This is a genomic window from Mycobacterium sp. E342 (assembly GCF_001667665.1).
GTDB lineage: Bacteria > Actinomycetota > Actinomycetes > Mycobacteriales > Mycobacteriaceae > Mycobacterium.
In genome coordinates this window covers 1-1,241 of sequence record NZ_LZJM01000058.1, presented here as the reverse complement: position 1 = coordinate 1,241, position 1,241 = coordinate 1, and the positions used below count along the sequence as shown (strand labels likewise).

At 62.0% G+C, this 1,241-nt stretch carries 1 protein-coding gene; it reads right to left on the bottom strand.

Going from position 1 to position 1,241, the window contains the following annotated elements:
• Positions 1–1,241, bottom strand: a 1,241-nt coding sequence (locus A5692_RS02830) for a condensation domain-containing protein (RefSeq protein WP_231984162.1), incomplete at both ends; no start/stop codon positions are given.

The window sequence follows — 1,241 nt, the reverse complement described above, 5'->3', positions numbered from 1 at the left end:
AACGCATCCGGAATCGACACCGTCGGCGTGGCGGGGCGGTCCAACACGCCACGGTTGCCCCACACCGCCAAGCGCGCATGCTCGTCGACGTCGAGCACCTCGACCGACGACAACAACCGCTGCGGGTCGGCAGTCATCGCCGCCAACACCCGCTGCAAGCGGTTGGCTAAATAAGAGACGTCGAAACTGGCAAACGGCTGCCCAGCGCCCGCCGTGCTCAGGAATAGCTGGTCACCGGCGCCCAGGAAGAACAGCCCAAAGTGGCCCACTGGACCATAGTTGGTGTATGTCGCCGTTGCCGGGGCACCAGCAAAATCCAGAGTTAATCGAGAAGGGATGAAATCTATACCGACCCGATTGGCCACCTGCCTGAGACCGCGAGGACCGCCGTCTGCCTCCAAGGTGCGCACCGGAAACCGCTGGTGTTGCAGCAACTCTCGTATTCGGGTATCCACCTGCACACAAAAATCCGCCACCGTGGACTGCGGTGACACCGTCAACACCAGCGGGACCACCCCAGCAAGCATCCCGGGAAGCATCTTGGACTCCGGATCCATCCGGCGGCTGACCGGGAAATCGAGCACCACCTCCGAGCCACTGCCCGACCAGCCCCGCACCAACAGCGCACACGCCGCGGTCAGCACCGAATACCGGCGCACCCGCAAGGCTTTCGTCAACGGCTGAATGCGGCCAACGACGGCAGGATCCAAGCCAACCGGCCCGCACGGCAAGGAGTAGTCACGCTCACCCACCGCGTCAGGCAACCGATAAACCGGTTCGCTTTCTGGCCTAAGGTGGCTGCGCCAATACGCCCGATCGCGCAGGTACTCGGGGGAGGCTTCGTATTCGAACTCGCTGCGAACCAAGTCGTGCAACGAGCCGAAGTAGGCCGCAGGGATGGATTCTCCGCGAACAATGGCGGTATAGATGGTGGCCAGCCGACGGCTGACCAGCACCATGCCCAACCCATCGATGACGATGTGGTGACAGCACGCGAACACATAAAATTCATCACCGCGAGTCTGGAACAACGCAAATTTGAACAGCGGCCCGCTCCACGGCATGGGCGTGCGTTGAATCGATGACGCGATCTCACCGACATCCTGTACCGGATCCTGTGCGCCACGCAGGTCGTAAAAAGCCAACTCGACATCCGGGTAATCGATCACCCGCTGCACAACCTGGCCATCTACCTCACAAAACGCGGCCCTGCCCGGTTCAGCCTCACGCACCACCTGGCG